Consider the following 26,821-nt stretch of genomic DNA (forward strand, 5'->3'; position numbering starts at 1 on the left):
CGGCAGCGGCAGGGGTTGCTCTAAGAGCTTATGGGAAGGCAGTTCATCCCATTGGTTAAGCCATGGCGCCTGACAGGCGCTGGTCACCGAGGCAAAATGCCGAGGACTTCAGTCCCTACGTTCGTCATCGTTGACTATCTCTCCACCCTCAGAGCTTTTGCCGTCTGTCTTCCCACCGAAGGAGAACCGCACAAGATCATCGTTGCTGCGGTCGCGCGAAAGCTCGTCATCATCGCCAATGCACTGTGTATAAAGGGCGCCAGATCTGTCGGTCGAAGGCCGCCTGAGCGAGACAGGGCGAGACAGGCGCGAGAATGTCGGGAGAAGTCTGGGCGTGTTTCATGCCGCGCAGATGTGGCCCTGAGCCGCGCGGGTCAGGATCCCAGATCGGACAGCACGCGCCGGACATTGCCCAGCTCCAGCGTGCCAAAAACCTCGGCAATGTGGCGCTCATGATCGGCGCCGATGGCTTCCAGCTGGCGGCACATTGCCACGCCGCTGGAGGACAGGGCCACCCGCACCTTGCGGCGGTCCTTTTCGTCCGGCACCCGGAACACCAGCGCCTCGCGCACCATGCGATCGATGATCTTGGTCAGGGTCGCAGGCTCCACCAGAACCCGCTCCGCAAGGCGGCCCATGGGCAGCGGGCCTTCTTCTTCCAGCGACTTCAGGACGCGATATTGGTCCACCGCAATGCCATTGGCCTGAAGGCGCCGGGTCAGGTCATCCTCGATCAGGCGGTTGGTGCGTGCGATCAGGTATCCGAGTTGCTCGGTGAGCTTGGGGCTTGCCATGGTGCGTCCTCGAATAACCTGAATTCCAGTGCCGATATAGTATCGGCGACTAGGTAAATCCACAACATTTGAAACGGATATCACCTGCCGAGCAAAGGTTTCCCCGCAGACCGTCGCCGTGTCCATGTTGTCCCGTTCAGGTCGCAAAGGCCTTGCGCACCACAAAATCCACCCCATCCGCCTCGGCCAGCCGCACGCTGGCATCGGCATCGCTGCGCCCGATCAGCCGGTAAGCGTGATCGCGCTGCAGGCGCGGGCGCAGGAAATGGGCCATGCGGCAGCCATCCACCCGCCCGACCTGCCGCGCCAGCGCCGCAACAAGATAGATCGCATCGTAAAAATGCACTGAATTCGCCGTCATGGTCGGGCGCTGTCCGGAGAAGCACGCATCGTAATTTTCCGCCAGCGCCTCGCGCCCGTAGCCGCGGCTGCTGTCGAAATAGGACTGTGCGGCGAACAGGTTCTCTGCGCCGCCATCAGCCAGCGCCAGCAGCTGCATCTCGTCAAAGGCAAGGTTGAGCCGGGTCATCCTGCCACTGAAGCCCTCTTCGGCAAAGGCGCGGTTGAAACACACCGAATCCTCGCCCAGCATGGCGATGACCACGACATCGGGCCGCGCCTTGCGGATGCGGTCCAGCACCTCGGCGTAGTCGCGATGGCCAAAGGGCAGCAGCCCGTCGCCCACCAGCCGCCCACCCGCGCGCTGCACCGCCTCTTCGGTGGTGCCGTGGGCGATGCGGGGCCAGATGTAATCGTTGCCGACAAAAAAGAACCGTCTCGCGCGGCGATGCGTCGACATCCATTCAAGGCTGGGATTCAGAACCTCGCCATCGGTGATGCCAAGCTGCGCCGTGCCCGGTCCGCAGAACCCGCCTTCGTAATGCGGGGTGTAGATATAGGGCGCGAGCCCGCCGATGCCGCGCCGCACCGCCGGACGCAGGTCGCTGGACTGCAGCCCGATGACCGCATCCACGTTTTCTGTCAGCACCAGACCCTGCGCCGCGCGAAAGGCGCTGGCCTGCGTCGCGCCTGAATCCACCGGGATGATCTCGATCTCCTGACCCAGCACTCCGCCCGCAGCGTTGAGTTCGGCAGCGGCAAGCAGGGCTGCTCCTTGGCATCCGAGGGTCCAGATGCCGGCAAGTCCACCATGAGAGAGGATGAGCCCGATTTTCATGTCACAGATCGGTAACGCGGCTTGCCCTAACCCGCAAATGAAGCGGCGCGGCGGCACGGGGCTCCGGGGTTGGATGCTTATTCTCTACGCAGAGTCCGGGGCTGAAACCGCAAGACGGCGGCAAATCCGGGTCCGTCGTGCAATATAATAGATTTTTCTATAATTTCCTTTTTAAGTATCTGCACGGAATCAAGGAGACCCCCATGAACGCCTACAGCAAGGTGGCCAATCTGTCCTCCCGGGACATCCCCGACCTGTCGCTGACCGAAACCAGCGCCCTGATCGCGAGCGGTCAGGCGACACCGCTTGAGGTGACCGAAGCCGTGCTGCAGCGCATCGACGCGGTGGAGGGCAAGCTGAACGCCTTCATCACGCTGACGCGCGAGCGCGCGCTGGAAAAGGCCACGCTTGCCACCAAAGAACGCGCCGCCGGGCTTGACCGGGGCCCGCTGCACGGCATTCCCTTCGCGCTGAAGGATCTGTGCGAGACCGATTTTGCGCCGACCTCGGCGGGGCTGGCCCTGCTGAAGGAAAACCACACCGGGCGCAACGCCACCGTGACTGAGCGGCTGGAGCAGGCGGGCTGCGTCATCATCGGCAAGCTGGGCATGACCGAAGGCGCCTATTCCGGGCACAATGACCGGATGGCCGTGCCCAAGAACCCGTGGAACCCGGCCTGCTGGTCTGGATCCTCGTCCTCGGGCTCGGGCGTGTCGGTGGCGGCGGGCATGGCTTTCGGGTCCACCGGATCCGATACGGGCGGGTCGATCCGCTTTCCGTCCGGCGCCTGCGGCATCACCGGCATGAAGGGCACATGGGGCCGGGTCAGCCGTCATGGCGTCTACGCCTTGGCCGACAGCCTTGACCATGTGGGACCGATGGCCCGCACCGCCGAGGATTGCGCGGCGATCATGACCGCCATCGCCGGGCCGGACGCAAACGATCCCACCGCGCTGATGGCGCCGGTGCCCGATTACCTTGCCGCCTGTGCCGCGCCGATCCGGGGCCTGCGCATCGGCATCGACCGCGCGGCGGTGATCGACGGCTGCGCGCCCGAGACGGCGGAGGTCATCGCCGAGGCTATCGCCATCTACGAGTCGCTGGGGGCCGAGATCGTGCCGGTCTCCTTCCCGTGGCCTGCCGAGGCGGTCGACCAGTGGACCATCCTCTGCGCCATCGAGGTGGCACTGGCCCATGAGGGCCGGTTCCCCGAACAGCGCGCGGACTATGCGCCGCATCTGACCGAACTTCTGGATTACGGGCTTGGCCTGAGCGCCAAGGAGGTTGGGGCGGCGATGCAGTGGCGGCTGGTCTATAACGGATCCGTCGCACGGGCGATGCACGGGGTCGACATGGTGCTGTTCCCGATCACCACCGGACCGATGCCGGAACTGGACAACCCCTATGGGGCGCCAACGGCGGGCAAGGGCGAAAACCTTGGGGAGATGCTGAAATTCACCGCCCCTGCGGATTTCACCGGTTTGCCGTCGCTGACACTGCCCGGCGGCTTTGACAGCCGGGGGGCGCCGATCGGATTTCAGCTGATGGGCCCCGCGCTGTCCGAAGCGACGCTGTTCCGGGCCGGGGCCGCCTTTCAGCGGGTCAGTGACGTTCACACCCGACGTCCCGATCTGTCCCGCTTCAGCTAAGCCGGGCACGGATCTGCCGGAAGGCGCGGTCAAGCGCGCCTCCGGTTGTCGCGGCGATGCGCAGGACCACCCCTGCGCCGCCGCGCGCTGCCCCCGCTGCGGCATAGGCGCCCTCCAGCGCCAGCGGACCATCGGGAAAGATCCGCCCCGCCTCGGGATCCCCCAGCAGCAGCACTGTGCCAAAGGCGGTCATGCCGCCGGGCAGCGCCGCAAGCGCCAGCAGATCAGCCTCTGTCACGTGTTGGCGTTCACGCAGCAGGGTGCGGCCCGCAGGATCGGTGACATGTAGATCGGACTGCCAGACGCCGCCCGCCTCCGCCGCGCGGGGGGACTGGCGGCAGGTCCCGTCAAACAGCACCAGACGCCCCCCCGCCGCCAGCACCACCTCGATCTGCTGGCGCATCCGCGCTCCGGTCATCAGCACGGCGGGATCGGCCAGGTGGCGCAGGCGCGCGCCCGGCTCTACCCGCAGCAGCCAGTCGGCACGGGCCTGCCGCCCCTGCCTGCGGTCGGCATGGATCATCAGCGCGCCCGCACTGACCAGATCGACGCTGCCGCCCGTCTGCACCGTTACCTCGTGGCGCCAGTGATCGCCGGGCAGCAGGGCGGCGCCCGCGCATTGCGGCAGGACGGTCAGCGCTCCGTGGCTGCCCTCGCGCCGGAAGCCGCGCGGCAGCGACCACGGCCATTCGACGTGACGGGCAAGGATCTGCGTGCCGCCATCGGGGGCCAGCCCGCAGGTCAGGGCAAGCTGCGGCGCCGGACCGGCGAAATCCTTCACTTGAACAGCACCTCGCGGCGCAGATGGGCCACCACCTCGGCCACGCCTTCGCCGCTACGGCAGATGGTGGGCAGCACCGCACCGCCGCCACGCACCGCGATCGCCTCGGCCAGCATCTTGGGGAAATCCACGCCCACATGCGGGGCAAGATCGGTCTTGTTGATGACCAGCAGGTTCGCCTGCAGGATCCCCGGTCCCTTCTTGCGGGGAATGTCATCACCCCCCGCCACGTCGATGACGAACATCCAGAAATCGACCAGATCTGGGGAAAAGGTCGAGGCCAGATTGTCGCCCCCGGATTCCAGCAGGATCAGGTCAAGCCCGGGATATTCCACCTCCAGCCGGTCGGCGGCGGCCATGTTGAGCGTTGGATCCTCGCGGATCACGGTATGTGGGCAGGCCCCCGCCTGCACCGCGCGCACCCGGTCCGGGGCGAGCCTGCCGCCCCGGCGCAGGCGTTCGGCATCCTCGTCGGTGACAAGGTCATTGGTGATCACGGCGGTGTCGATGCCTGCGGCGGCTAAGTCAGCCAGCATCGCTTCGATCAGGGCGGTCTTGCCGGAGCCCACCGGGCCCCCTATTCCGACACGGGCGGCTGTCATCTGAGGAAATACCTTCTTGCAAGGGGGACGCTGCGGGCCGGCTCTGCCACCAGTGGCACGCCATCCGCCTCGACCTCGAAGGTCTGCGGATCGACGGTGATGCGGGGCAGCGCGGTGTTGCGGATCATGTCCGCCTTGCCCAAGGCGCGGGTGTTGCGGATCTGCACGAAAGGCTTGCGCACCCCCAGCTTGGCCTCGGTCCCTGCCGCGATCGCGAGCCGCGACACGAAAGTAACGCCCAGCCGGTGCTTCGCGCTGCCCAGCGACCCCCACATTGGCCGGTGGATCATGGGCTCCGCCCCCGAAAAGCTGCCATTGCCATCGCCCATGGTGGCCCAGACGATGGTGCCGGACTTGAGGACCGTGGAGGGCTTGGCGCCGAAAAAACCAAACGGCCAGAGCACCAGATCGGCCATTTTGCCTGGAGCGATGCTGCCCACCTCGTGATCGATGCCTGCCGCGATGGCCGGGTTGATGGTGTATTTGGCGATGTAGCGCAGGATGCGCATGTTGTCGGCGCGGGCGGTGGTTTCCTCTGGCAGCCGCCCGACCCGTTCTTTCATCACCGAAGCAAGCTGCCAGCATTTTGCAAGGTTCTCGGCCAGCCGCCCCATGCCCTGCGTGTCGGTGGCGAAAATGGAAATGGCGCCCATGTCATGCAGCAGATCCTCGGCAGCCATGCTCTGCGGGCGGATGCGCGCTTCGGCAAAGGCCACATCCTCCAGTAGGTCAAAGCTCATCATATGGGCGAGCATGGTCATCGGCACCCCCTCTTCGAGGGCGGGCAGCGTGTAGGGGTTGGTGGGATTGGTCGAAGAGGGCAGCACGTTCGGATAGCCGTTGACGACCAGAATGTCGGGGGCGTGGCCGCCGCCCGCGCCTTCGGTGTGATACATGTGGATGGACCGCCCGGCGATGGCTGCCATCGTGGTTTCGTAAAAGCCGAATTCGTTGATCGTGTCGGTATGCAGATGGACCGAGAAATCCGCCGCATCGGCTGCGGTCAGCGTGCCGTCCAGCACCGCTGGCGAGGCGCCGAAATCCTCGTGGATCTTGACGCCAAGCGCGCCGCCGCTGACGCTTTCGGCAACCGCCTCGGGGTTGGAATTGCCGCGCCCCAGAAAACCGAAGTTCAGCGGATATTCGTCTGCCGCCTGAATGAGCCGCCCCAGCACGTTCGGCCCCGAACAGCTGACATCAAAATTGGGCCCCGGCGACATGCCGATCATCGTGGTGCAGCCCCCCGCCAGCGCATGATTGCATTGCTGCGGCGACAGGAAATGTGCATGCGCCTCGATGGCGCCGGCGGTGACGAAATGCCCGTCGCCATGCACCACGGTGGTGTTGGGACCAGTGACAAGCCCCGGTGTCACGCCCGCCATGATGTCGGGATTGCCCGCCTTGCCGATGCCCGCGATGCGACCGTCGCGGATGCCGATGTCGCCCTTCACGATGCCCAATTCGGCGTCGATGATGACGGCGTTCATGATGACCATGTCCAGCGCGCCATTCGCTGCGGTGCCGGTGGTGCAGAAACCCTCGCCGTCGCGCATGATCTTGCCCGCGCCCGCGGTCAGTTCATCGCCGTAATGGGTGTGGTCGTATTCGATCTCGGCCAGCAGCGTGGTGTCGCCAAGGCGGACCATGTCGCCGGTGGTGGGGCCGTAAAGCCGGGCATAGGCGGCGCGCGACAGCTTCATCTGACATAGCCTTTCTGCGTTGCGGCCTGCAGCGCGGCGTCAAGCCCGCCCTCCACCGCGCCTTCGGTAAGCCCGGCAAAGCCATGGACCACGCGCCTGCCGTCAAAAGGCACCAGAACCACCTCTTTCTCGATGCCGGGATCAAAGCGTTCACCCCCGCCCGAAGGCCGGTCGAGCCGCATCCCGAAGGCGGCGCTGCGGTCGAAATCCAGCGCGGGGTTCACCTCGAAGAAATGGGCGTGGCTGCGCACCTGAATGGTGCGGTCGCCGGTGTTCAGCACCGAAAGCCTGCGCTGCGGGCGACCTGCGTTGATCTCGATCTCGCCTTCGGCGGGGATCACCTCGCCGGGGACGGGATCACCGGGGGCGGGGGCGATGGGGTCAAAGACGGTGACAAGTTTGGTGCCTTCGGCCATGGAAACCTCGACCGAGAAGGTTCGGAGCAGATGCGCCACGCCCGGTTCGACCTGCGCGGCGGTGAGAAGGGTCGCGGCGTGGCTGACGATCTGGCTGTGGGTGTTGCCGTGGCGGGCATGGGTCAGCAGTTCGTCAGCCAGCAGCGCCACCGCTTCGGGATGGGACAGCCGGATGCCCTGCGCCACATAGCGGCGGGCCAGTTCCGCGGCGGTGAAGATGGTCAGCCGCTCCAGTTCGGTGGGAGTGAGGTGCATCGCCGTCTCCTAGTTGATGAAAAGCCGCCCGTCGCGCGGGCGCATCAGGGCCACATCTGACAGCGGCATGAAGCCAGAAGGCAGGTCGTCCGGCGCGGGAGCGGTGGCAAGTTCCGCCATGAGCGGTGCCAGCGCCAGAAGATCCCGCTGGGTGGAAATGGCGCCGGCGAGGCCGAGCCGAACGGCGGCGGAAAACGCCCCCCGCGCCATGCCAAACGCGGAGGCGGCCAGCGCCGAAAGCAGGTCGAGCCCGCAGCGCCGCAGAAAGCTGCCATGGGCCACCGCGAAATGCCCGACCCCCGCCGCCTGCGCGGCGCAGGCGCCAGGATCCATCGGGATGCGCAGCGCGCGGGCGGCGGCGAAGAGCGCATCGCCCGCGTCGAGGCTGTCGCTGCGCAGCCGGTCCACCGGCATCAGGCCGTCCACGGTGTCGAACCAGCGCGTCAGCGCCGCACCTTCGTAACGATGTCCACCCGCCAGCGCCACCCGGTCGCCCCGGTGCCAGCGGCTGCGCAGCTCGACCGCGACCCAGTCCGCAAGACTGCGCAGATCCAGCTGCCCGTCGGCCACCGCGCTTTCTAGGCCCCATGAAAACGCGAACCCGCCCGTGGGAAAACCGCTATCGGCCAACTGCATGGCGCGGAGAACGGACAGGCTCATCCCGCGTCCAGAATTTCGAAATCGGCCAGCGTCGCAAGGTCGCGCAGCCGGTCCCGGTACCGGTCGGCGGGACCGTCCAGAACCACCTCCAGCACGTCCTGTCCGAACTGCACCTTCCAGTGCAGATTGCCGCACCAATGCCCGAGCCGCAGTGCGTCCTCGATCGTTGCGGGCTTCAGCCGCATCCGCGCCGCGCCGTCGATGCGCGCCACGATTGCCAGCCGCCCGTCGTGAAACAGCACCGCGCCATCGCTCAGCCCCTGCGCGCGGGGCAGGGCCAGTGCGCAGTCGCGGCCCCGGTTGGTGCGAAGGCGGATGCGGCGGCGCGCGGCCTCGGCTTCGGGGATCGCGACATATTCCAGCCCTCCGGCATGGTCCAGCGCGTGCAGCCGGTCGTGCCAGTCCGGATCGGAAGCTTGGCCCAGCACAGAGTCGAGCATCAGCGGGGCCGGGGATGTGTGCTCTGTCATCGGAATGTCCTTGCAGGGAAAAGGCCCGCCCCCGCCGGAGGGGGCGGGCAGGTCCACCGGGGGGCGGTTACCAGCCTGTCCAGTCGCCCGACGTCTCGAAGGCATGGCCAAGGGTGTACAGGGTCTGTTCGTCCCACATCTTGCCCACCAGCATCATGCCCACGGGCAAACCGTCGACCTTGCCGCAGGGCACCGACAGCGCCGGGTGGTGGGTGATGTCGAAAGGGGCGGTGTTGTTCAGGATCTCGAACCCGCGCTGGATGATTTCTTCGCGCGGAGCGTCCTTGCCGGGGAGCGGCGTGGCCACCATCGGCACGGTTGGCATCAGGATCGCGTCGTAATCGGCCAGCACCGCGTCATAAGCGGCGCGCAGGGTCTTCACGATGTTGAACGCCTTGCCGTAATAGCGCTTGCCATGCTGGTCATCGGCATATTGCGCAAACAGCATCCCCAGCTTCAGCGTTTCGGACAGCTCGTCGGCGCGCTGCCGCCAGCCCCGGTGGAAATCCATGAAGCTGGTGACGTAAAGATCGGGGCGCGAGGTGCCGTAGCCGTCGCCCAGCATCATGGTCTGGGTCAGCCCCTGCAGCCCGATCGGGGTCCAGATCGCGGGGCCCATGAGGTGCAGCGGGATCGACACTTCCTCTACTGTGACGCCAAGCGCTTCCAGCCGTTTTGCCGCCTCGCGCACCTTGTCGTCGGAAGCGGTTTCGGAATGCGGATGACCGAAACCTTCCTTCAGCAGCGCCACTTTCATGCCGGTGACTGGCTTGCCCAGACCGGCGGTGTAGTCCGACACGGAGATATCAATCTGGCGGCTGTCATAGCCGTCGGATCCCGCCAGAACCTCCAGCAGCAGGGCGTTGTCAGCCACGGTCGCGGTGATGGGGCCCGCGTGATCGACGGTGATTTCGATGGGGACGATGCCGGTATAGGGCACCAGCCCGTGCGTGGGCTTCATGCCGACGGTGCCGCAGAAGGCCGAGGGCATGCGGATGGAGCCGCCCTGATCGCCGCCGATGGCCATGTCGACCTCGCCCTTGGCCACCAGCGCCGCCGAGCCGGAGGAGGAGCCGCCCGCCGACCGCGTCGGGTCATGCGGGTTGCAGACCGGACCCAGCGCCGAGGTGTGCGACCCGCAGGACATGCAGAAACACTCGCAATGCGCCTTGCCGACGATGGTCGCGCCCGCATCCAGCATCCGAGTCACGATGGTGGCGTCGACATTGGGCATATAGCCTTCCAGCGTCGAGGAGCCGTTCATCATCGGCACGCCCGCCAGCATCACGTTGTCCTTGAGCACGACGGTCTTGCCCTTGAGCTTGCCCTCGGCTGCGCCGGTCACGGTGGATTTGACATACCATGCGTTTAGCGGGTTGTCCTCGACCGCCGGGCGGGTGCCGGGGGTACGGGGATAGGTGACCTCGGGCAGCGGGTCGATCATCAGGTCGACGGCGTTGTAAGCGTCGACATAGCCCTGCATCAGGCCCTGAAAGCTTTTCACGTCCTCGGGCGACAGGCTGAAGCCAAGCCGCTTGGCCACATCGGACAGTTGGTCTTCGGTCGGAAGTTTTACGGACATCCGGTCATTCCTTGATAACGATGTTAAGAGGGCGCCCCGAGGGGGCGCCGGGGATCAGGCGGTAAAGCCCATGAACGCGCTGACGGCTCCTGCGTCGGAGAGTTCGCTTTTCGGGATTTCGCGGTCGAGCACGCCGTTGGAGATGGCGTAAACCCGGTTCGACAGGCCGGTGATGAAGTCGAGGTTCTGTTCGACCAGCACGATGGTGATGTCGATCCTGCGGGTCAGCGCGGCCAGCGTCTCGGAGATTTCGTCGATGATCGAAGGCTGGATGCCTTCGGTCGGCTCGTCGAGCAGCATCAGCCGGGGGTGGCGGGCCAGGCAGCGGGCCAGTGCCAGAAGCTGCTGTTCGCCCCCCGACAGCGCGCCGCCACGACGGTCCAGCAGCCGTTTCAGGCGCGGGAACAGGTCCAGCATCTCGTCTACGGTGCGGGCGACCTCGGCCCTGCCGCCGGGAATGGCCACCTCGAGATTCTCGAGCACCGTCAGGTTCGGAAAGATCTGGCGGCCCTGCGGCACAAGCCCGATGCCCAGTCTGGCGCGGGCATTGACCGCCATGCCAAGGACCGATGTGCCGTCGAAGCGGATGTCGCCGCCGGTGACCTTCACATAACCCATGATGGACCGCATCAGCGTGGTCTTGCCCATGCCGTTATGGCCGAGGATGCCCACCACCTCGCCCGGCTGCGCGTGGAAATCTACGCGGTGCAGCGCCGGAACAAGCCCGTAAGCGGCGGAAAGACCCTTTACGTCAAGCAGCATTGGCCTGTTTCCCAAGGTAGATGTCCTGAACTTCGCGGTCGCGCATGATGTCCTCGATCATCGCCTCGCGGAAAATGGCGCCACGGTTAAAGACGGTGACAAATTTCGCGATCTGGCGGATGAAGGCCATGTCATGTTCGACCACCACCACCGCCGCAGAGCGCGCGGAGTCGAGCACAAGCTGCGCCAGCCTGTCGCGTTCGTCGCCGGTCATGCCTGCGGCGGGTTCGTCCAGAAGGATCAGCCGAGGCTCGCCCGCCAGCACCATGGCCAGTTCGACGAACTGGCGCTGGCCATGGCTCATCAGGCCGACCTCGCGCTTGGCCAGATGCGAGATGCCGCAGCGTTCCAGCGTGGTATGGGCCAGATCCTTGGCCATCGGCGCCAGATGCTTGCGCCGCGCGCTGAGGCGGACATTCTCATAGGCCGAGATGCCGTCGAACACGTTGGGCACCTGCGTCTTGATGCCGACGCCAAGGTTGACGATGCGGTGGGTGTGGGCCCCGGTGATGTCCTGCCCGGCAAAGGTGATCTTGCCGGTGGTGGGGGTCAACTGCCCGGTCAGGCATTTGAAGAAGGTCGACTTGCCCGCGCCATTGGGCCCCAGCAGGCAGCGCAGCTCGCCCTCGCGCAGGTCGAAGTCCACGTTATCGACCGCGGTCACGCCGCCAAAGCGCATGGTCAGGCCACGGGTGGTAAGGATGTGCTCTGTCATTCCTTGACCACCTTTCCCGTCACGGTCTGGCCGTGGTTGCGTTTCCACAGGATGTAGCCGCCAAGCGCCAGCGACCGGACGGTGGGCACGATGCCCTTGGGCAGGGCCAGCACCAGCACCATCATGATGGCGCCCAGCACCGCGATCGAATTCACCACGTCCACGGTGCCAAGTTTCAGCGTCAGCCATTGCAGCAGGATGCAGCCGATGATCGGACCGACCAGCGTGCCGACACCGCCCGCCATGACCCAGACCAGCGCCTTGGCCGACATTTCCATCGAGACGGAATTGGGATCGATGAAGGCCTGATAGGTCGCCCACATCGCCCCGGCGATGCCGGCGATCCCGCCCCCGATGGCGAAGACGATGACCTTCTGCTTGCGCACGTCATAGCCAAGCAGGGCGGCGCGGGTCTCGTTTTCGCGGATGCCGATGGAGACGCGGCCAAAATCCGACGCGATCAGAAAGCGCAGCGCCACATAGATGACGATGAGAAAACCCATGAAAGCCTGAAACATCTGGCCCGGATCCAGCCATGCGTCGGGATCGCCGGGGATGTGCAGCGTCGGGATCGACGGGATGCCGTTGAACCCGCCAAGCCGCGCCGCGCCAATGGCATATTCGGGCCCGGCAGTGTGGTTGATGAGCTTCCAGAAGATCAGCGCCACCACCAGCGTCACCACGCCCAGATAGACATCTGACAACCGCCCGTAGAACATGAAATATCCCAGTGCCGCGCCGAACAGCGTCGGGATCACGAAGGCAAGCACCATGGGAATGGTGGTGCTGCCCATGTTGATGGAGGCGACGGCGAAGGTATAGGCGCCCAATCCGAAGAAGGCGGCCTGTCCGAAGCTGAGGATGCCCCCGAAGCCCCAGATATAGCCAAGCGACAGTGCGAAGACCGACAGCACCACATATTGAGTGATCTGCATGATGGTGAAAAGATCCAGCATCACCGGCGCGATGAACATGAAGGCGAGGCCGATGGCCACCATCACGTAGAAGCCGGGATCTTTGGTAACAGGCTTTTCCATGGGGCCCGGTTCCTTATAGGGATTTCTTGAAGATGCGGCCGGTGATGCCCTGCGGCAGCAGCCGCAGCAGCACCAGCGCGGCCAGCAGCAGCGCGGCGTCGCCATAGACGGGCCCGGTCAGGAAGGTCATGCCCTGACTGATGGAGCCGAGCAGCCCCGCGGCACTTAGCGTGCCGGTGATGACCGAAGCGCCCCCGGTAATGACCGTGATGAAGCTTTGCGCGATGAAGTTGACGCCCATGGTGGGCACCACCCCCGTCATCGGCGCCAGCAGCGCCCCCGCAAAGCCGGTCACCGCAGAGCCGATGCCGAAGGTGGCCATGTAGACCCAGCGCGTCGGGATGCCCAAGGCCTCGGACATGTCGGGATTCTGCATGGTGGCGCGGGCGATCAGCCCGGCCTTGGTGAACCGCAGCACTGCCCAGATCACGAGCAGCAGCGCGATGGCGGCAAAGATCAGCACGAAGTTGTAGCGCGGCACCTGATAGGCGCCGATGCTCATGCCGCCAAGCGGCGTCGCCACTCCGGTGACCGAGTTGCCGAAGATCATCGTGACGCCACCGATCATCAGCATGGACAGCCCCCAGGTGGCCAGAAGGCTGTCAAGGATCCTGCCGTAAAGCCGCTGGATCACCAGCCGTTCCACCAGCACGCCGAAGAACCCGACCACAAGGGGCGCAAGCACGAAGATGGCGATCCATTCGTTCACCCCGTGTGCGCTGGAAATGACCACGGTATATCCCCCCAGCATGAGGAATTCCCCATGGGCGAAGTTGATGATGCGCATCATGCCGAAGATGATCGCAAGCCCCGAGGCCAGCAGCATCAGCCACGCGACGGCCCGCACCATTTCCAGTGCGATTACGAGTGTATAGTCCATTCTCGTCTCCTGCGCCCCGCGCGATCAGAGGCTGATCTCGAAGTGCTGGTTCGAGTCGGGATTGGCGATCAGGTCACAGACCATCTGCGTGTCGGCGGGCGGGCTGTCGGGATAGCTTTCCTTGATCTCGAAGACCTGATCCTGAAGCTCGGCGATATAGACGTCGCGGATCGCATGCTGGGTCTTGGGGTCGATCTTCACCGACCCGGCGGGCATGTCGTAGGTCTTGCCAGAGGTCAGCACCTCCAGCAGTGCGTCGCGGTCGGTGCTGCCCGCCTCGGCCACGGCATCGGCCCACATCCGGACGCCCTCATAGGTCACTTCAGAGATTTCCGACATCACCCAGTCCTTGTCGGGATATTCCGCCGCAACCTTGTCGAGGAAGGCCTTGTTGGTCGGGTTGTCGATGCCTTCAAAATAGCCGAAGGAGGCCATGATGCCGTTGCCCTCTTCCGCGGTCAGGATCAGCTGGTCGGATCCGCCCGCGCCCAGCACGGTCGACATCACCGGGATTTCGGATTTCATGCCCGATGCTGCCCATTGCCGGTAGAAGCCAAGATGCGAGGTGCCTACGAGCGCCGAAAGCACAAAATCGGGCTTCGCGCTTTGAATCTTGGAAATGGTCGAGCCGAACTGCGACACGTCGAGCGGGAAAAATTCCGTCTCGACGACCTCGCCACCATTTTCCTCGACATAGCGCTTCACCCAGGCCGAGGTGATGTGGCCGTAGTTGTAGTCGGCGGCGATGGTGTAGACCTTCTTGCCGTAGAGGTTCATGGAATAGGGGATCAGCCGCGCGACGGTCTGCGCCGGGGTGGTGCCCAGCGTGATCTCGTTGCGGTCGCAGACGCCGCCCTCATACTGCGTGTTGTAGAAATAGAACGTGTCGTAGCGGTGGAAGATCGGGCGGATGGTTTCGCGGCTGGCAGAGGTGATGCCGCCCATGACCACGTCGACGCGGTCTTTCAGCGCCATCTGCGTGGCATATTGCGAATAAAGCGACATGTTGGACTGCGGGTCGTAGATCACCGCCTCCACCTGCCGGCCCAGCAGGCCGCCCGCCTCGTTGATCTCCTTGATGGCCAGCTGGAACACCTGATTCATCGGCACGCCGACGGAATCGAGCGCGCCGGACAGATCGTGCAGGCCGCCGATCTTGATCGTGTCTGACTGCGCGCGGGCAATCAGCGGCGAAGCCAGCGTGGCAACGCCTGCCATGCCGGTGGAGCGGAGAAACGTCCGTCTGCTGAGCGAGGTCATGTCTGTTCCCTGTTGGAGTATGGAGTTTGGACCTTCTCGACGCTGGCCAAAATGCTTGATAATGCAAATATACAAAATGATAACTTATGATCGCGCATCAAAATTTGCATGTTTTTTGAGCGAGTTTTACTCATAGTGCTAGCAAGCAGAGCGAAAACCACTCCAGTTCCTGTCTATTTGGCCAGATCGACCAGCTTTTTGCATGGCGCCATGAAGCCGGATCTACGCGTCAAGATACGTTCCTTACGCAGATGTTTTCGATTTCAACAATTTACTTTTACGCTTTATTGCACTGGATGCGACCGTCAGAGAGGAAGGGCCGCTATTTTAGCAGTGATGCGAGCGGCGAGGATGAGGGGCGCAGTGGCGCAGATGGTCGCGAGGGGAGGCGCCGCCCTCCGCTGATGAGATTTCAAGCGAGCTGCAAAATGGCATGGGTCTCCGCGCATGAAAGGAAATAAACCGGTTTACTAACCGGCCCCGGACCTTTTAGCCTTCGGGCCAGACCTTGAGCCTGTTCCTGTGCGGGCCACCAGATCAGGAGAATGACATGACCACGCCCCCCGCCCCGGCCCGTTCGTCTCGGACGCATGACACGGCGCATCCGGAGCGCGCCACGCCATGATGCCGCGTTCCGAACTTTCCGATGTCACCGCACTGACGCGCAGGCTCGTCGCCTTTGACACCATCAATCCTCCGGGCCGGGAAACCGAGGCCATGCGCTACTGCGCGGGGCTGCTCGAAAGCATCGGCTTTGACTGTCACCTGATCTCGCATGGCGAGGGGCGCAGCAGCCTCGTGGCACAGCGCGGCCCGGAGGGGGGCTTGGTGTTTTCAGGTCATCTCGACACCGTCCCGCTGGGCCGCGCGCCCTGGACGCATCCCCCGCATGAGGGGCGGATCGAGGGCGACCAGCTTTACGGGCGCGGCAGCAGCGACATGAAGGGCGGCATCGCGGCCTTTCTGGTCGCGGCGGCGCGAAATGCGTCAAAGACGGGCACCGGTGTGATCCTGACGGCGGGGGAAGAAACGGGCTGCGATGGGGCGCGCTGGCTCGCTGAAGCAGGCAGGTTGCCAAAAACCGGTGCGCTGGTGGTGGGAGAATCGACTGACAACCAGCCGCTTGCCGGCCACAAGGGCGCGCTCTGGCTGAAGCTGACCGCCAAAGGGCGCACCGCGCATGGCGCGACGCCTGAACTGGGCGTCAATGCCATCGCCACGCTCTCGCCCACGCTGGCGCGGCTCTGCGCCTACCAGCCCGAGACATTCCATCCGCAGATGGGCCGTGCCACCTGCAATCTCGGGACGATCCGCGCCGGAATCAACGTGAATTCGGTGCCGGATCTCTGTGAGTTGACCGTAGACCTGCGCTCTGTAGAAGGCATCTCACATGCGGAGCTCACCGCCGAGATCGCTGCGCGCTGCGATGCCGGAATCGGCATCGAGACCCTGCTCGACCTTGCCTCGGTCTGGACTGATCCGGAAAATCCGTGGTTCGCCGCCGCAGCGCGGAGCGCGCGCGGGATCACCGGCCGACAGGACAGCCTCTCCTGCGCGACCTATTTCACCGATGCCTCGATTCTCAAGCCCGCGCTTGGCGATCCGCCGGTGATGATCCTCGGTCCCGGCGGGATGGACCAGCCGCATGGCACGGATGAATACGTGCGCCTTTCGCGGCTGGCCGAAGCGGTCGAGATCTACGCCGCGCTGATTGCTTCGGCAGGATAGGCGGCCGCGTGAAAATCGATTTCGAGCTGCTGCACATGACCGAAAATCCGTACCGCCTTATCCCGCTGCGCGGGCGTCATGTCGTCGCCCAAGGCATCGAGCCTGTCGCGCAGCCAGCGCGCCTGCGCGGCAAATCCCGGAGCGGCATGCATCTCGACCCAGTCGCGAACCATCGGATCACGCATCGGAGCCTCCGAAACGGCACGGCACCATGTCCAGTACATCCATTCGGCGGCAAACATGGCGGTGACGATGGCGGGGAAATCGCCCTCCCGGGCGATTTCCAGCATGCCGTCGCGAAATGCCGCGACGCGGGGCTCGGCCTGCAGGGCCGGATCCGCGCCCAGACCGCGCCGGGCGAAGGCCCTTTCAAAATAGGGCATCTGTTCATTGGCTAAGGCATCCAGAGACGCGATCAGCTTGCGCCTGTCCTCCAGTTCCGAGGACTTCGCCACCGCATACCCGAAAATGGCGATGGCGGTCTCGACAAAGGCGCCCTCGATCAGCAGGTACCGGTCGAAAACCTCGGGCGGCAGACGGTCCGCCGCAATGTCGCACACGAAACGGTGCGAGACCATGGCTTCGAAGACCTGCGCGTTCTCGGCGAGGATGCGGTTGCTGAGGGGCTCAGGCATCGAGCCCCTCCTGCGCGGCGGCGACGAAGCTCTTCACCCGCGCCGGATCGACCGGATTCCACCACACGCCACCTTCCTTCAGCGAGGATGCGACGATCACACCATTGGTACGCTTCAGGATCTCGAGGATATTGTCTTCGGTCACGCCCGAGCCGACGAGCAGCGGCAGGTGGGTCGCGCCGCCGATCTCCTCGATCTCTTCGATTGTGGCGCTGTTGCCGGTGCGCTGGCCGGTGGCGATGATGCAATCGCTGTCGAAGAACGCGAGGTCACGGGTCAGTTCCGGGATCGAGCGGTCGGCCACGATGGCGTGGCTGCCATGCTTCACATGGGCGTCGGTGAAAATCTTGACCCGTTCGGCGCGCAGCAGCGCGCGGTAGCGCAGTGCCTCGGCGGCACGACCTTCCATGAACCCCTCGTTAGCGACATAGGCATTAGCCCACTGGTTCACCCGGATGAAATCGGCGCCCCCGGCCACCGCCGTGGCCAGCGCGGGCAGCGGTGCGTTGGCCAGAACGTTAATGCCCATGGGCACCCCGAAGGCGCGCCTGATCCTGTCGGTGATCACCGACAGGAAGGCCGCCGTCTCGGGGCCGATATCCTCCGGCTTGGAAAATGGGATATCCCCGTGATTCTCGACGATGAGCCCGTGCAGGCCCCCCTCGACGAGCCGTTCGGCATCACGCATGCAGATGTCGTAGATGGCGTCCAGCGTCTCGCCGCGGTAACGCGGCGCCCCCGGGAAGGGCGGGCAATGGATCATGCCGATCAATGCCTTGTCGCGTCCGAAGATATCTCTGATAGCACCGGCAGTCCGGTCGGAGATGAGCTGCATTTCAAGACCTTTCAGGTAAGAAGGAACATATGATGAAGGCCTTCGTCATCGGCAACGTGGCACTCGACGAGACGCTCTCCATCGTGGATTTTCCCCGGCCAGGGGCGTCGATTTTCGGCAGCACCCTCTCCCGCGATCTTGGCGGCAAGGGCGCAAACCAGGCGGTGGCCATGGCACGGACCGGGCTGGCGTGCAGGTTCGCGGCGGCGGTCGGGCGCGGCGCGCGGGGCGACGAAATCGCCCGGCGTCTGGCGGTCGAGCCGCTCGAAGCCAAGCTGATCGTGCTCGAAGAGGTTGCCACGGATTTTTCGATCATCCTCATGGCTGAGGCGGGCGAAAACGCCGTGATCACGACGCGCGAAGCCGCCTCGGCGCTGAGCCCTGCGCAGGCGCGCCTTGCGCTGGAGGGGGCCGCGCCGGGCGACCTGCTGGTGATGCAGGGCAATCTTTCGGCCGAGACCACCGAGGCCGCCCTGCGCCATGCCCATGGGCTGGGCCTGCGTACCGCGCTCAACCCGTCACCCCTGCAACCGTATTTCGGCAGGCTCTGGCCGCTGGTCGACATGGTCTTCGTCAACGAAGGCGAGGCCGAGGCGCTTGGCGGTGTCGAGACGCTGCTGGCGGAAGGGGTGCAGGACGTGGTGCTGACCCTTGGTGGCCGCGGCGCGGCGCTGATCCGCAGGGACACACGCAGCGAGGTGCCGGCGCAGCCCTGCACGGTGATCGACACCACCGGCGCGGGCGACTGCTTCATGGCCGTGGCGCTGGCCTCGGCCATGCTGCGCGGAGGCCAGCTTGACGCAAGGGCACTCACCCATGCGGCACAGGCGGCGGCACGGACAGTGGCTCGGCCCGGCACCGTCGCCGCCTTCCCGGACAGGGCCGAGATGGCGGCGATCCTCGCGGACTGAACGTGCCTCGGGGCGGGGCAAAGCCCCTGCCCCGCCCCACACGCTGGATCAGCGCGCGACAAGCCAGCCGAACACATTCTTCCAGAGCAGTGCGTAGCCTTCCCATTCGCAGAATTCGGGCGAAAGCCAGTGCGGCCCGATATCCGACGTCCATGCAGCGGTGCGCCCTTCCCCGTGCTGCCCCAGAACCAGCAGCGGGTGGCCGCCCTGCTCGTCCGGGAGCTTGGCCAGAACTTCGGCTCCGTCGCGCAGCTCGACCTCGTTGACGCCAAGGATCGGCGGCCATGCGGTGCCGGTAAGGCCCGCCATCACCGGATGCCCGGGAGCGGTGATCTCGGCCACGGCGCCCTCGGGGATCTCGACGCGGTCGTCCCACGGCAGGCAGGTGACCGGCAGTGTGTCCTCAACCGCCGTCTTGCGCCAGCGCGCCTTGCCATCGATGCCCTGAAACGAGAAATAGCCGCCCATCATGATCAGATTGCCGCCTTTTGCGACCCAGTCCTTCAGCAGGCGCAGCCGGTTCGGCACACATTTCGACCGTAGCCAGACATCGGGCGGCAGCAGGAAGGTATTGGCGCCGATGTCCGACAGGATGATGATGTCATAGCCATCAAGACCGGCGATCTCGAAGGGAAACCCCTCGGCGGCCTCATGCGCGGTCATGTAGTCGATGTCGAACGCGCTGCCTTTCAGCGCGTCAAGGAGTGGCTTGGCCCCGGTGTGGAAATGCACCGAACCGAACTGGTCGAAGCCCTTGTAGTGGGTTTCCGAGGTCGTCCAGCTTTCGCCCACCAGAAGTACCTTGGTGCTCATGTCGTAGTCCTTTCAGGAGATCATCAGAGCGTCGCGTCAAAGACGCGGCGCGGGTTCGTCACCATCAGCGTGTCGCGCGCGGCCGGGTCGAGCCCGTGGCGCAGCAGCCTCGGCAGGAAATGCTTGGTCACGAAGGCGTAGCCGTTGCCGCCATAGCGGGTCAGCATCATCTTCACGAAGACATCCTGCGACAGCAGGATGCGGTCGAGAAAGCCTGCCTCGACCAGACCGAGGATTGCACGTGCTGCCTCGTCATCAGATGGGCACTGCACGCCCTGATCCGCATAGAAGAAATCCATCCCGATCATGTCGAATTCGAGGAAGGCGCCGCGTTGCGCCAGCGTCGCCTGATAGACCGGATCCATATGCGAGGGGTTCATGTGGCACAGCACCGTGTGGCGCAGGTCGCCCCCTTCTTCCTCGACGATATCAAGCACCTTGTGCGCCAGCCGGAACCAGCCGGGCAGATGCACCATCAGCGGCAGCCCGGTGCGCACCTGCGCCCGCGCCGCGCCGCGCAGGGATTTTTCCTCTTCGGCGGTGAAATCGGACGAGACGCCGATCTCGCCGATGAGCCCGATCTTTGCGTCGGTGCCATCGACCCCGGTCAGCGCCTCGGCCACGATCTCGTCGGCGATGTCGTCCACGCCCAGCCCCGCCACCGTTTCCGGCATTGAGGACGCAAGATAATAGCCCGCCCCCATGACCACCTGCACGCCAGTTTCGGCGGCGATGCGGCGGAGTTTGAGCGGGTCCCGCCCGATCCCTCGGCAAGTCGGATCGACGATGGTCTGACCGCCGACCGCGGCAAAGGCCTTCACCTCCTCTATGGCAAGCTCGAGGTCATCCAGCGCGATGTTATGCCTGTTGACGAAGGGATCCTGACGCAGTTCCGAAAGCAGCTCGATGCTGACCTCCGCTTCGGCGAGATAGGCCCGCTCCGGCTCCTGTGGCGGGTTCCACCAGCACCGGCAGTCGTTCTGCAGATGCTCGTGCATCAGCGTGTGACCCAGACGGGACGACGGGATGGGTCCGTCCACGGTCATCACCATGCCTGAACCGACATGGCAGGAAGACAGCTCGCTCATGCGGATTTCTTTCGGGCAAAGCGCCAGTTGCGGTCAAACAGCTTGGTGTTCATCCAGATGGCGACGAGAATGATCGTGCCGGTGACGATCTGCGTGAAGAAGGGCGAAATGTGCATCAGGATCAGCCCGTTGCCGATCACCGCGATGGTCATGGTGCCGAGCACGGTGCCGGTCATCGACGCTTTGCCGCCCATCAGGGAGGTGCCGCCCAGCACCACCGCCGCGATCACCTGGAGCTCGAAACCCTGCGCCGCGTTGGACGAGCCAGAGCCGAGCCGGGCCGCGATCAGCATGCCCGCGACCGCGCAGGCAAGACCCGAGACCACATAGACCGAGGCCAGCACCTTTTTGGCGGGCATGCCGACCCGCCGCGCCGCCTCCATGTTCGAGCCGACGGCGATCACCTGCCGCCCGTATTGCGTGCGCAGCATGACGACAAAGCCGAGAATGGCCACAAGTATGGCGATCAGTGCCGGCACCGGAAAGCCTGCGATCTCGCCGCGCCCGAGCCAGAAGAACCCGTCGGCATCCCGGATCGGGATCGAGTAGCCCTCGGTCATGTAAAGCGCGATGCCCCGCAGGATCGACAGCCCCGCAAGCGTGACGATGAAGGCGGGGATGCCCTGATAGGAGATGAACCAGCCCTGCGCGCCGCCGATCAGGGCGCCCGCGATCAGCATCAAGACGATGGTGACAGGCCAGCCCAGCCCCGCCGCCATGACGATTGCCGCAAGGGCATTGATGAGCGCCACCATCGAGCCGACCGACAGGTCGATGCCCGAGGTCGCGATGACCAGCGTCATAGCCACGGCAACCACAAGGATCGGCGCCGCCTGCCGCACCACGTTGAGCAGGTTGCCAGTCGTGAGGAAGGTGGTCGTCATGCTCCCGAAGAACAGGATGCAGAGCACGAAGAACATCGCGATGGACAGAACCTGCGCATGTTCAGAGATAAAATCGGCCAGTTTCGAACCGGCCTGCCGCTCGGTATAGGTCGCCATCAGTGGCCTCCCTTGCCGACGATGAGGTCGACGAGTTCCTGCAGATTGGTGTCGGCAATGGCGCGCTCGGCCACCTTGGTGCCCTCATACATGACAGCCACCCGGTCGCAGACCCGGAAGAGATCCTGCATCCGATGGGTCACCAGGACGACGGCGACGCCACGCGCCTTGACGCGATTGATCAGCGCCAGCACCGCCTCGACCTCGGCCACGGCGAGCGCAGAGGTGGGCTCGTCCATGATCAGCACCTTGGGCTCGAAGCTGGCGGCGCGGGCGATGGCGATGGCCTGCCGCTGCCCGCCAGACAGTTTCTCGACCTTGGCGGTGAGGCGGGGAATACGGATTTCGAGCGCGGCGAGCATTTTTTCGGCCTCCGCGAGCATCCGCGTCTGGTCGAGGAAAGGCCCCCGCTTCAGCTCGCGCCCGAGGAAAAGATTGCCGACCACGTCGACATGGTCGCAGAGCGCGAGATCCTGATAGACCATCTCGATATGAAGGTCGCGCGCCTCGGACGGGGTGGCGAAGCGGACCCTGCGTCCGTCCATCTCGATCTCGCCTTCATCGGGCACATAGGTGCCCGAGATCACCTTGGAGAGCGTCGATTTCCCGGCCGCGTTGTCGCCGATCAGGCCGAGGCATTCGCCGGGCCGGATGTCGAGATCGACCCCGCGCAGCGCCTGATGCGAGCCAAAGGTCTTGTGGATGCCCTTTAGCCGCAGGATCGGAGTGGCCGGGAGGGGGGCATGCCCCCTCCCCTCCTCTGTTTTTTCGGTCGCGGTCATGGTCATTCGAACAGCGTGCGGAAGTCGTCGACGTTCTCTTGGGTGACGATGGTCACCGGCACCGAGATCTCGCTCTCGACCTCGCCGCCCTCCGAGAGCGTGATCAGCGCCTCCACCGCCGCAGCCCCCATGCCAGCCGGATCCTGCTGGATCACCGCCTTGAGATAGCCTTCGTCGATGGCATCGATCGCCTGCGCGGTCAGATCCCAGCCATAGATCGCCACGTCCGACTGCCTACCCTGGCTTGAGACGGCGGCAATGGCGCCCATCAGCGCAGGCTCGCCGGTGGCGTAGATGGAGGAGAGGTCAGGATTGGCGGTGATCAGGTTCTCGGCCGCGCCAAGCGCCACATCCTGAACGTTCTGGCCATCAACCGTGCCGGCGACGGTCACCTTGCCTGTGTCCAGCGCCTCTTCGAAGCCGTCCTTACGGACGTTCTGGATGTAGGAGTTCAGCGCCCCGACGATGCCCAGTTTTGCGCTGTCGCTGACCTGCGCGTTGTAATAGGCGGCCAGATCGGCGCCTGCCTTGGCATTATCGACCCCGATCTGCGCCTTCTGCGGGCCTTCGGGCAGGATGGCATCAATTGCAACGACGGGGATACCCGCTGCTGCGGCCTGCTCGACCGCCGGCATGATGCCATTCACGTCGATGGCGACCACGGCAAGCCCGTCGACGCCTTCCTGAATATAGGTTTCGATCGCGCTGTTCTGCGCGGCGGAGTCATTGTTGGCGTTGAAGATCACCAGATTGACGCCAGCCGTCTCGGCGGCTTCCTGAGCCCCGCGATTCATCTCGTTGAAGAACAGGGCCTGCTGGTTGATCTGCACCAGAGCGAAAGTCTTGTCCTCCTGCGCGGTGGCAGGCAGCGCTGCGGCACCGAGAAAGGAAGATGTCAGAAGCAGGCCGAGCGTGCGGCGGGTGAAGGGGGAATGCATGTCATGTCCTCGCTGATGGAAATTGCGTCAGTCTTGTCCGATCGGCGGCGCAACGGAGTCCCGCTCGATCAGCGTGACAGGAAGCAGCTCCTCTTGCGGGAGCCTTTCAGTGTCCTCCGGCCGGGGGTCGAGCAGCAGCTCGAGGGCGCGCTTGCCCAGATCCCGGACCGGTTGACGCACCGCTGTCACGGCCGGTGCAAAAAGATGGAGCGGGCCGACATCGTCGAACCCCACCACGGAGACGTCGCGTGGCACGCTCAGGCCCGCCTCGCGCAACACCTCGTAGAGCCCGATGACCAGTTCGTCCGAGGTGGCAAAGATCGCGGTGGGGCGGTCCGCGCCGCGCGCGGCAAAGGCGCGCCCGGCGGCGCGTCCGGCCTCGAATGTGTAGGTGCCGCAGCTGCGCTCGATCCGGGCCGCGTCACCCGCCACGTCGCGCATTCCGCGCACAAAGCCGGTGTAGCGCCGCGCGCCGCTGATCATCTGATCGACGCCGCCGATGAACAGCACATGCCGATGTCCGGCCTCGGCCAGATGCCGCGCGGCGAGATAGCCGCCCGACTCGTTGTCGCAGAACAGTTTCGGCACCCGCGCCTCGGCCACGTCCTCGTCGACCACGATGCAGGGGCCGGCAAGGTTGATCCTTTCCGCCAGCGCGCTGTTGCCCTCGTGGTTGGTGATGAAGATCAGCCCGTCGGCATGGCCCTGCCGGATCTGGTCGAGATAGGTCATCTCGCGGTCGGGCCGGTTCAGCGTGGCATGCAGGGCAAGGGACAGGCCCCGACGGACGGCTTCGGCCTCCACCGCGGCCACGAATGTGGCGAAGAAGGGCGTCGAGATGTCGGGCACCACAAGCGCGACGGTGTCGGAGCGCCCGAGGCTGAGGCGGCGGGCATGCGGATTGGGCACATAGTTCAGCGCTTTGATGGCACCATTGATGGCAGCGGCGGTCTTTTCGGGCAGGTCAAGCGAGCCATTGAGATAGCGCGAGACCGTGGTCTTCGAGACCTTAGCCGCCTTGGCCACGTCCTGCAGATTTGCCATGCCATCCCTTCCATAACCGCCACATTGAACAGTAAATCGGTTTAGTAAACTGATTTACTTGAAGGCTATTCAGATTCGGTGGCACCTGTAAAGCGCTCTCTGGAAAAACTGCCGACCGTACCGGCCCATGCTGTCCTGCTGCGCATTTTCGCGCCGGAGACAGCGAACCGCCCTCCGGAGCGGTGCCCCCGCAGCCATCGGTTCCGCTTGGACAGAACGTCACCCCTTCGAACAACTCCGGCTCGTCCCACAAAAATCACGCTGCCTGCCGGTACATGCCAGAGAGGCTGCCGGAGCAAGGCCGCAGGCGCCGCGTCAGCGGCCGAACCTGCAACCGTCCGATCCGGTCAGAAACTGATCGCGGAGCCACCGGACCATTGCGCAGGAGGTGGAAACCCGCCCTTCCGGTCCGCACCAGCCGACTGCAACAAAACTAAAGATCTCATCCTATCCGGCGAAAAGGATAATGGTTTAAACGGGAAGGGAGTGGTGGGGATGATCAATGCAAAGCCGCAACAGGCAACTGATCGTCGATGACGACGTTGAGATCGGCGATATGCTGGCGCAGACACTCGAGGCGGCTGGATAGAGAGTATCCACCGCAACCGACGGTACTCAGACGGACTCCCCCTCCGGCAAGACTCCGTCGATCTCGCCACTCTGGACATCATGTTACCAAGCACCGACGGGCTCGAGCTTTGCCACCGACTGCGGACCCACTGCGACGTTCCGGTGATTTTTCTGACGGCGCTCGGAGACGAAACCGATCGCATCGTCGGGCTGGAGATCAAGGCGGATGACTACGTGACAAAGCCTTTCAACTCGCGCGAGGTGCCCGCCCGCGTCAGCAGCCTGCTGCATCGGTCCTCCCTCCCCAGTGCGACGCCCCGAAAGGCCGCTGCGGTTCGACGGCTGGCGTGACGATCCGGTGCGCCGGCAGGTCCATACCCCGAGCAACACCCGGGTCACGATGACCACCACGGAATTCGATCTGCTTCTGGCCTTCTGCCGCTATCCCGGTCGGGTGCTCAGCCGTGAAGATCTGCTCTCGATGACCTATGCCGGACTTGCCGGGCCGATCGAACAGAGCGTGGACGTCAGCCGTCTCCCCCGAAAGATCGATGCGGCCCTGGACAAGCCGAACGACATTCAGGCCGTGCGCCTTGCGGGCTACCTCTTCACGCCAGACGTAGTGGAGGGGCGAGGCACTGGTGGCCCCACTCTGTCCTTGGACAGCTGGTTGCCATCGTCTTCGTCGCCGTCGTGACGGTGTTTCTTGTCGCCGCAGTCGCAGAAGACAGCTTCAAGCATGCCGTCGGAGGGGGTCTTGATGACGACGAATACCGGAGCCATATCGCCTTTCTGGTGGTGGCCGTCGCGCGGCAATCAGGCTCCGAGCTTGGCAGAGAGGGGTGCGGGAGGATGGCTGCTACAGCCGTGACCCCGCTCAGGATTGAAAAGGCAGTGCCGTGATTTTGCCGCTCCAATAACGGAGTTCAAATCCAAGGTGACGCCATCGCGGCGGCTCCGATCACCGCCCAGAACGCTGCCTGAATCCCCGCCTCTCGGCCCCTATCCTGCACCCAAGCAATCATGAAGAGCATATAGGCGACATAGCCCGCGCCATAGATCAGATAGCCGCCGAGCAGCCAGATCATTCTGGAGCAGATCCTGCCTTGCTTTGTGCCGGCCTGAACCGGAGTTGGCCCCGCCCTGAGTGACGCGCGGCGGCACATCAAAACGATAGCAAGCACCAGTGCGAGCCCAGCCTGCACGGTCCGTGCAATGGACCAGGAACCCCGCCCAAACACCTTTAGCGCAACGGGAACTGCTAGGCCGGAAAACACTATTCCCAATCCCGGCCCGGCATAGAACAGGCCCAAGGCGCCAGCTGCCGAGTGCCGTTGTGCGATCTGCGTGGACTGGACACTGCCCGCGAAGAAGGCAAGACCGCCGCCCAGCCCGGCAAGTCCGTGCGCAACGTTCAGGGTTACTGTCTCCCGGGTTGCCGCGCAAAGCCCAAGCACGAACACGCAAACCCAGAGTCCAGCCGCCATAGTGCGGAAGGCCCTGCGCGCGCAATCGCGGACGCGCACATCAAAGCCCCGGCCAGGTATCCTGCGCCATTGCTAGTGTTCAGCCAGCCCGCCTCGGCATAGGTCCAGCCCAGATCCTCCCGCATTTCAGGGAGCAGCAGCGCATAGGCGAACCGCGCGATGCCGAGGCAGATAGCGAGCGCCACGGCCAACGCCAAAATGGCCAGACTATCGCGCCGCATCTCCTCCGGTGACGGCGGCGCGTCGGGC

Annotated in this window: 29 protein-coding genes; 5 read left to right on the forward strand and 24 right to left on the reverse strand. The window is 64.7% G+C overall.

All coding sequences use genetic code 11. The features are described from left to right. Nucleotides 1-374: 374 nt before the first annotated feature. Both VK682_RS11360 and VK682_RS11365 read right to left on the reverse strand, forming a co-directional pair. Nucleotides 375-794, reverse strand: coding sequence for a MarR family winged helix-turn-helix transcriptional regulator (locus VK682_RS11360; RefSeq protein ID WP_324781875.1), 420 nt, complete (start codon nt 792-794; stop codon nt 375-377). Between the two features lie 136 nt (nt 795-930). Beyond that, nucleotides 931-1,971 (reverse strand): substrate-binding domain-containing protein, encoded by a 1,041-nt coding sequence (locus tag VK682_RS11365; protein ID WP_324781876.1) that lies wholly within the window; start codon nt 1,969-1,971, stop codon nt 931-933. Nucleotides 1,972-2,174: 203 nt separating this feature from the next. Between VK682_RS11365 and VK682_RS11370 the strand changes: the two genes are divergently transcribed. After that, on the forward strand, nt 2,175-3,620 hold the full coding sequence (locus VK682_RS11370; protein ID WP_324781877.1) for an amidase: 1,446 nt from the start codon (nt 2,175-2,177) through the stop codon (nt 3,618-3,620). On the opposite strand, the gene VK682_RS11375 is transcribed toward VK682_RS11370, so the two are convergent. The 12 genes from VK682_RS11375 to VK682_RS11430 form a co-directional block, all read right to left on the reverse strand. Further along, nucleotides 3,613-4,401 (reverse strand): urease accessory protein UreD, encoded by a 789-nt coding sequence (locus VK682_RS11375; RefSeq protein WP_324781878.1) that lies wholly within the window; start codon nt 4,399-4,401, stop codon nt 3,613-3,615. The two genes, VK682_RS11370 and VK682_RS11375, sit on opposite strands and share 8 nt — an antisense overlap. After that, nucleotides 4,398-5,003 (reverse strand): urease accessory protein UreG, encoded by a 606-nt coding sequence (gene ureG / locus VK682_RS11380; protein WP_324781879.1) that lies wholly within the window; start codon nt 5,001-5,003, stop codon nt 4,398-4,400. The genes VK682_RS11375 and ureG overlap by 4 nt, the downstream gene beginning before the upstream one ends. Then, the gene (gene ureC / locus VK682_RS11385) at nt 5,000-6,703 is read right to left on the reverse strand and encodes an urease subunit alpha (RefSeq protein ID WP_324781880.1); all 1,704 of its coding nucleotides are present in this window, start codon (nt 6,701-6,703) and stop codon (nt 5,000-5,002) included. The genes ureG and ureC overlap by 4 nt, the downstream gene beginning before the upstream one ends. After that, nucleotides 6,700-7,374: an urease subunit beta gene (gene ureB / locus VK682_RS11390; RefSeq protein ID WP_324781881.1), complete on the reverse strand. Its 675-nt coding sequence runs from the start codon at nt 7,372-7,374 to the stop codon at nt 6,700-6,702. Before ureB ends, ureC begins: the two co-directional genes overlap by 4 nt. A 9-nt stretch (nt 7,375-7,383) precedes the next feature. Further along, the gene (locus VK682_RS11395; RefSeq protein WP_324781882.1) at nt 7,384-8,034 is read right to left on the reverse strand and encodes an urease accessory protein UreF; all 651 of its coding nucleotides are present in this window, start codon (nt 8,032-8,034) and stop codon (nt 7,384-7,386) included. Beyond that, nucleotides 8,031-8,504 carry an urease accessory protein UreE gene (locus VK682_RS11400; protein ID WP_324781883.1) on the reverse strand — a complete coding sequence of 158 codons (474 nt, stop codon included), beginning with the start codon at nt 8,502-8,504 and terminating at the stop codon, nt 8,031-8,033. Before VK682_RS11400 ends, VK682_RS11395 begins: the two co-directional genes overlap by 4 nt. A gap of 67 nt (nt 8,505-8,571) precedes the next feature. Then, nucleotides 8,572-10,086, reverse strand: a complete 1,515-nt coding sequence (locus VK682_RS11405; RefSeq protein ID WP_324781884.1) for an amidase — start codon at nt 10,084-10,086, stop codon at nt 8,572-8,574. A 54-nt stretch (nt 10,087-10,140) separates the two neighbouring features. Further along, nucleotides 10,141-10,848: an ABC transporter ATP-binding protein gene (locus tag VK682_RS11410; RefSeq protein ID WP_324781885.1), complete on the reverse strand. Its 708-nt coding sequence runs from the start codon at nt 10,846-10,848 to the stop codon at nt 10,141-10,143. After that, nucleotides 10,838-11,563, reverse strand: coding sequence for an ABC transporter ATP-binding protein (locus tag VK682_RS11415; RefSeq protein ID WP_324781886.1), 726 nt, complete (start codon nt 11,561-11,563; stop codon nt 10,838-10,840). Before VK682_RS11415 ends, VK682_RS11410 begins: the two co-directional genes overlap by 11 nt. Next, the gene (locus VK682_RS11420; protein WP_324781887.1) at nt 11,560-12,600 is read right to left on the reverse strand and encodes an ABC transporter permease subunit; all 1,041 of its coding nucleotides are present in this window, start codon (nt 12,598-12,600) and stop codon (nt 11,560-11,562) included. Before VK682_RS11420 ends, VK682_RS11415 begins: the two co-directional genes overlap by 4 nt. Before the next feature lie 13 nt (nt 12,601-12,613). Continuing rightward, nucleotides 12,614-13,480 (reverse strand): branched-chain amino acid ABC transporter permease, encoded by an 867-nt coding sequence (locus tag VK682_RS11425; RefSeq protein ID WP_324781888.1) that lies wholly within the window; start codon nt 13,478-13,480, stop codon nt 12,614-12,616. Between the two features lie 24 nt (nt 13,481-13,504). Next, a complete protein-coding gene (locus VK682_RS11430) occupies nt 13,505-14,740 on the reverse strand; it encodes an urea ABC transporter substrate-binding protein (RefSeq protein WP_324781889.1) in 1,236 nt (411 codons plus the stop codon). Nucleotides 14,741-15,361: 621 nt separating this feature from the next. Here VK682_RS11430 and VK682_RS11435 point away from each other — a divergent pair. Beyond that, on the forward strand, nt 15,362-16,468 hold the full coding sequence (locus VK682_RS11435; protein ID WP_324781890.1) for a M20 family metallopeptidase: 1,107 nt from the start codon (nt 15,362-15,364) through the stop codon (nt 16,466-16,468). Here the strand turns inward: VK682_RS11435 and VK682_RS11440 are convergent. Next, the gene (locus tag VK682_RS11440) at nt 16,438-17,103 is read right to left on the reverse strand and encodes a TenA family protein (protein WP_324781891.1); all 666 of its coding nucleotides are present in this window, start codon (nt 17,101-17,103) and stop codon (nt 16,438-16,440) included. The two genes, VK682_RS11435 and VK682_RS11440, sit on opposite strands and share 31 nt — an antisense overlap. Then, nucleotides 17,096-17,938, reverse strand: a complete 843-nt coding sequence (locus VK682_RS11445) for a BtpA/SgcQ family protein (protein ID WP_324781892.1) — start codon at nt 17,936-17,938, stop codon at nt 17,096-17,098. Before VK682_RS11445 ends, VK682_RS11440 begins: the two co-directional genes overlap by 8 nt. A 32-nt stretch (nt 17,939-17,970) precedes the next feature. Here VK682_RS11445 and VK682_RS11450 point away from each other — a divergent pair, with 32 nt between their 5' ends. Then, complete coding sequence (locus VK682_RS11450; RefSeq protein ID WP_324781893.1) at nt 17,971-18,849, forward strand: ribokinase; 879 nt, start codon at nt 17,971-17,973, stop codon at nt 18,847-18,849. A 48-nt stretch (nt 18,850-18,897) separates the two neighbouring features. On the opposite strand, the gene VK682_RS11455 is transcribed toward VK682_RS11450, so the two are convergent. Genes VK682_RS11455 through VK682_RS11480 form a run of 6 tightly spaced genes read right to left on the reverse strand, consistent with a single transcriptional unit; the run spans nt 18,898 to nt 24,515 of the window. Continuing rightward, entirely contained in the window at nt 18,898-19,662 is a 765-nt protein-coding gene (locus VK682_RS11455) for a glutamine amidotransferase (RefSeq protein WP_324781894.1), read from the reverse strand. A gap of 23 nt (nt 19,663-19,685) precedes the next feature. Beyond that, nucleotides 19,686-20,750 (reverse strand): phosphotriesterase family protein, encoded by a 1,065-nt coding sequence (locus VK682_RS11460; protein ID WP_324781895.1) that lies wholly within the window; start codon nt 20,748-20,750, stop codon nt 19,686-19,688. Beyond that, a complete protein-coding gene (locus tag VK682_RS11465; RefSeq protein WP_324781896.1) occupies nt 20,747-21,751 on the reverse strand; it encodes an ABC transporter permease in 1,005 nt (334 codons plus the stop codon). The genes VK682_RS11460 and VK682_RS11465 overlap by 4 nt, the downstream gene beginning before the upstream one ends. Continuing rightward, nucleotides 21,751-22,539, reverse strand: a complete 789-nt coding sequence (locus VK682_RS11470) for an ATP-binding cassette domain-containing protein (RefSeq protein WP_324781897.1) — start codon at nt 22,537-22,539, stop codon at nt 21,751-21,753. Before VK682_RS11470 ends, VK682_RS11465 begins: the two co-directional genes overlap by 1 nt. Next, the gene (locus tag VK682_RS11475; protein ID WP_324781898.1) at nt 22,536-23,471 is read right to left on the reverse strand and encodes a substrate-binding domain-containing protein; all 936 of its coding nucleotides are present in this window, start codon (nt 23,469-23,471) and stop codon (nt 22,536-22,538) included. The genes VK682_RS11470 and VK682_RS11475 overlap by 4 nt, the downstream gene beginning before the upstream one ends. A 27-nt stretch (nt 23,472-23,498) precedes the next feature. Next, a complete protein-coding gene (locus tag VK682_RS11480) occupies nt 23,499-24,515 on the reverse strand; it encodes a LacI family DNA-binding transcriptional regulator (protein WP_324781899.1) in 1,017 nt (338 codons plus the stop codon). A 594-nt stretch (nt 24,516-25,109) separates the two neighbouring features. Here VK682_RS11480 and VK682_RS11485 point away from each other — a divergent pair. Both VK682_RS11485 and VK682_RS11490 read left to right on the forward strand, forming a co-directional pair. Next, nucleotides 25,110-25,436, forward strand: a complete 327-nt coding sequence (locus VK682_RS11485; RefSeq protein ID WP_324782005.1) for a response regulator — start codon at nt 25,110-25,112, stop codon at nt 25,434-25,436. 49 nt (nt 25,437-25,485) lie between these two features. Continuing rightward, nucleotides 25,486-25,782, forward strand: coding sequence for a winged helix-turn-helix domain-containing protein (locus tag VK682_RS11490; RefSeq protein ID WP_324781900.1), 297 nt, complete (start codon nt 25,486-25,488; stop codon nt 25,780-25,782). A gap of 229 nt (nt 25,783-26,011) precedes the next feature. Here the strand turns inward: VK682_RS11490 and VK682_RS11495 are convergent, their stop codons facing one another. Both VK682_RS11495 and VK682_RS27350 read right to left on the reverse strand, forming a co-directional pair. Next, on the reverse strand, nt 26,012-26,572 hold the full coding sequence (locus VK682_RS11495; protein WP_425262618.1) for a YbfB/YjiJ family MFS transporter: 561 nt from the start codon (nt 26,570-26,572) through the stop codon (nt 26,012-26,014). Further along, nucleotides 26,506-26,793, reverse strand: coding sequence for a YbfB/YjiJ family MFS transporter (locus VK682_RS27350; protein WP_380716709.1), 288 nt, complete (start codon nt 26,791-26,793; stop codon nt 26,506-26,508). Before VK682_RS27350 ends, VK682_RS11495 begins: the two co-directional genes overlap by 67 nt. Between the last annotated feature and the right edge of the window lie 28 nt (nt 26,794-26,821).

The organism is Salipiger marinus (assembly GCF_035481585.1).
Classification (GTDB): domain Bacteria; phylum Pseudomonadota; class Alphaproteobacteria; order Rhodobacterales; family Rhodobacteraceae; genus Salipiger; species Salipiger marinus.

What these genes read in the sequence shown, in the direction of transcription:
- ureC (WP_324781880.1), bottom strand. Translation starts at nt 6,703, where the DNA reads ATGAAGCTGTCGCGCGCCGCCTATGCCCGGCTTTACGGCCCCACCACC.
- VK682_RS11440 (WP_324781891.1), bottom strand. Translation starts at nt 17,103, where the DNA reads ATGCCTGAGCCCCTCAGCAACCGCATCCTCGCCGAGAACGCGCAGGTC.
- VK682_RS11360 (WP_324781875.1), bottom strand. Translation starts at nt 794, where the DNA reads ATGGCAAGCCCCAAGCTCACCGAGCAACTCGGATACCTGATCGCACGC.
- VK682_RS11455 (WP_324781894.1), bottom strand. Translation starts at nt 19,662, where the DNA reads ATGAGCACCAAGGTACTTCTGGTGGGCGAAAGCTGGACGACCTCGGAA.
- VK682_RS27350 (WP_380716709.1), bottom strand. Translation starts at nt 26,793, where the DNA reads ATGCGGCGCGATAGTCTGGCCATTTTGGCGTTGGCCGTGGCGCTCGCT.
- VK682_RS11450 (WP_324781893.1), top strand. Translation starts at nt 17,971, where the DNA reads ATGAAGGCCTTCGTCATCGGCAACGTGGCACTCGACGAGACGCTCTCC.
- VK682_RS11490 (WP_324781900.1), top strand. Translation starts at nt 25,486, where the DNA reads ATGACCACCACGGAATTCGATCTGCTTCTGGCCTTCTGCCGCTATCCC.
- VK682_RS11435 (WP_324781890.1), top strand. Translation starts at nt 15,362, where the DNA reads ATGATGCCGCGTTCCGAACTTTCCGATGTCACCGCACTGACGCGCAGG.
- VK682_RS11445 (WP_324781892.1), bottom strand. Translation starts at nt 17,938, where the DNA reads ATGCAGCTCATCTCCGACCGGACTGCCGGTGCTATCAGAGATATCTTC.
- VK682_RS11465 (WP_324781896.1), bottom strand. Translation starts at nt 21,751, where the DNA reads ATGGCGACCTATACCGAGCGGCAGGCCGGTTCGAAACTGGCCGATTTT.
- VK682_RS11405 (WP_324781884.1), bottom strand. Translation starts at nt 10,086, where the DNA reads ATGTCCGTAAAACTTCCGACCGAAGACCAACTGTCCGATGTGGCCAAG.
- VK682_RS11365 (WP_324781876.1), bottom strand. Translation starts at nt 1,971, where the DNA reads ATGAAAATCGGGCTCATCCTCTCTCATGGTGGACTTGCCGGCATCTGG.
- VK682_RS11480 (WP_324781899.1), bottom strand. Translation starts at nt 24,515, where the DNA reads ATGGCAAATCTGCAGGACGTGGCCAAGGCGGCTAAGGTCTCGAAGACC.
- VK682_RS11425 (WP_324781888.1), bottom strand. Translation starts at nt 13,480, where the DNA reads ATGGACTATACACTCGTAATCGCACTGGAAATGGTGCGGGCCGTCGCG.
- VK682_RS11415 (WP_324781886.1), bottom strand. Translation starts at nt 11,563, where the DNA reads ATGACAGAGCACATCCTTACCACCCGTGGCCTGACCATGCGCTTTGGC.
- VK682_RS11475 (WP_324781898.1), bottom strand. Translation starts at nt 23,471, where the DNA reads ATGCATTCCCCCTTCACCCGCCGCACGCTCGGCCTGCTTCTGACATCT.
- VK682_RS11460 (WP_324781895.1), bottom strand. Translation starts at nt 20,750, where the DNA reads ATGAGCGAGCTGTCTTCCTGCCATGTCGGTTCAGGCATGGTGATGACC.
- VK682_RS11470 (WP_324781897.1), bottom strand. Translation starts at nt 22,539, where the DNA reads ATGACCATGACCGCGACCGAAAAAACAGAGGAGGGGAGGGGGCATGCC.
- VK682_RS11370 (WP_324781877.1), top strand. Translation starts at nt 2,175, where the DNA reads ATGAACGCCTACAGCAAGGTGGCCAATCTGTCCTCCCGGGACATCCCC.
- VK682_RS11395 (WP_324781882.1), bottom strand. Translation starts at nt 8,034, where the DNA reads ATGAGCCTGTCCGTTCTCCGCGCCATGCAGTTGGCCGATAGCGGTTTT.
- VK682_RS11430 (WP_324781889.1), bottom strand. Translation starts at nt 14,740, where the DNA reads ATGACCTCGCTCAGCAGACGGACGTTTCTCCGCTCCACCGGCATGGCA.
- VK682_RS11420 (WP_324781887.1), bottom strand. Translation starts at nt 12,600, where the DNA reads ATGGAAAAGCCTGTTACCAAAGATCCCGGCTTCTACGTGATGGTGGCC.
- VK682_RS11495 (WP_425262618.1), bottom strand. Translation starts at nt 26,572, where the DNA reads ATGGCGGCTGGACTCTGGGTTTGCGTGTTCGTGCTTGGGCTTTGCGCG.
- VK682_RS11400 (WP_324781883.1), bottom strand. Translation starts at nt 8,504, where the DNA reads ATGACAGAGCACACATCCCCGGCCCCGCTGATGCTCGACTCTGTGCTG.
- ureB (WP_324781881.1), bottom strand. Translation starts at nt 7,374, where the DNA reads ATGCACCTCACTCCCACCGAACTGGAGCGGCTGACCATCTTCACCGCC.
- VK682_RS11410 (WP_324781885.1), bottom strand. Translation starts at nt 10,848, where the DNA reads ATGCTGCTTGACGTAAAGGGTCTTTCCGCCGCTTACGGGCTTGTTCCG.
- ureG (WP_324781879.1), bottom strand. Translation starts at nt 5,003, where the DNA reads ATGACAGCCGCCCGTGTCGGAATAGGGGGCCCGGTGGGCTCCGGCAAG.